A 1572-nucleotide genomic window follows, 5' to 3' on the forward strand; every position below is an offset into this window, starting at 1 on the left:
CGGAAATAGTCCAACACGACATTGTTGTCGCTCACCGCCGCGCCACTCGGGATCAGCGCAGCGGCGCGTTGTGGCGGCAGCGGTTCGGTGGCCACGATGTAAGTGCCCACAGGCATCACACGTGCATGGATCGAGGGCAGCACGCCAGGGCCCCATTCCGGCAATAGGCAGTTGCCCGCCACCACGGCAATGTCTGCCCGCACCTCACCCCGATCCGTGACGGCGCTCACGCCAGACGATGAGCGCTGCAGCTGGCGCACCGCACTGTTTTCATACAGCACCGCCCCAGATTGGATGGCCGCCTGCGCCAACCCCACGGTGTATTTGAGCGGGTGCAGATGGCCAGATACGCGCTCGTGCACCGCGGCCACATAACGCGGACTGTCCACCCAGGCACGCAATGCGGCGCCTTCGGCCCACTCGGTGGAGAAGTCGTAGTCGCGCGCCCATTGCTCCATCTCGGCGCGCAGCTGGCGTGCCTTGCGCGGTCGATCGGCCACGTACACATAGCCGCGGCGCCAGTCGCAATCGATGCCGTAGCGCTGGACGCGTTGCTCGATCAGGTTTACACCCTCCAACGACCACAGCCACGCCTGACGCGCCAGCGCACGGCCGAGCTGACGCTCCAACGGCCCCATTCCGCTGGCATATCCGACGATCGCTTGGCCGCCGTTGCGGCCACTGGCGCTGGCTCCGATGCGGCCAGCCTCCAACACCACCACACGGCGACCGCGCTCGGCCAATTCGAGCGCAACGCTCAAGCCGGCCAACCCGGCACCCACGACCACCACATCCGCGCGCACACTGCCCTGTAGCGGTGGCAAGGCTGGCGGGCGCTTTGTGGTGTACTCGTAGTAGTTTTCGCGCCCGAGCAGGGCATCGGCTTGCAGCAATCGGGTCGGCATAAACATTCGCACGGCGTTGAGACGAAACGGCCTCCACCGTACAAGACAAGCCTATCGCAGCTCGGGGCCACTGCCGGCGACGGGCCCAGGGCCACCGGCCCCGGCAATCGCTTCAGCGCGGGGCAGCGTCAAGGCTTGGCCAGCGCAACAGCAAAGTCTCGCCGTTGCTTCCATCGACGCCATCGTTGTCGGTCACGGCATACCAGTGACCGGACACGTCTCGTGCCAGCCCCTCGAGTTTGTCAGACACCATCCCGCCACTGAGCCGCGCCAAGTCGTGCGTTACTTCTCGCACCACTGTCTTGGCCAGCACCGGCATCGACGCTGCCCCCGGATCGGCCGGCGCGACCCCGCGCACGGATACCCGCACCAGCTGTTTGAGGGCATCCGGCCCGTACTGGTTGTCGCGCTCGATGAGCACAAAGGTCTGCTCATCCTCGGCGACGATGTCTGACATGCCTACCCATGCGCCCTGTCGGCGCGGCTGGCTCAGTGGCACCCTCCACGCCCCCCAGCGGCCAGTGGCTGGATGATATTGCAGCAGTTTGACATGGCCAGGGGGATCGTCCTTCCACTCACGCTGCACGATGGCCCAGACCCGTTCGTCATCACCGCGGCCGGTCACCGCCACCCCCTCCAAGCCAAACCGTGTCGCCTGGCGTTGCCA

Annotated in this window: 2 protein-coding genes; both read right to left on the reverse strand. The window is 66.2% G+C overall.

The features are described 5' to 3' along the window. On the reverse strand, positions 1-905 hold a 905-nt coding region (locus ACK4TH_RS11740; RefSeq protein WP_409626693.1), incomplete at its 3' end, for an NAD(P)/FAD-dependent oxidoreductase. 112 nt (positions 906-1017) lie between these two features. Then, positions 1018-1572: esterase-like activity of phytase family protein (locus ACK4TH_RS11745; protein ID WP_409626695.1), on the reverse strand; the 555-nt coding region annotated here is incomplete at its 5' end.

Source organism: Tepidimonas sp., from assembly GCF_046292505.1.
Lineage (GTDB): Bacteria > Pseudomonadota > Gammaproteobacteria > Burkholderiales > Burkholderiaceae_C > Tepidimonas.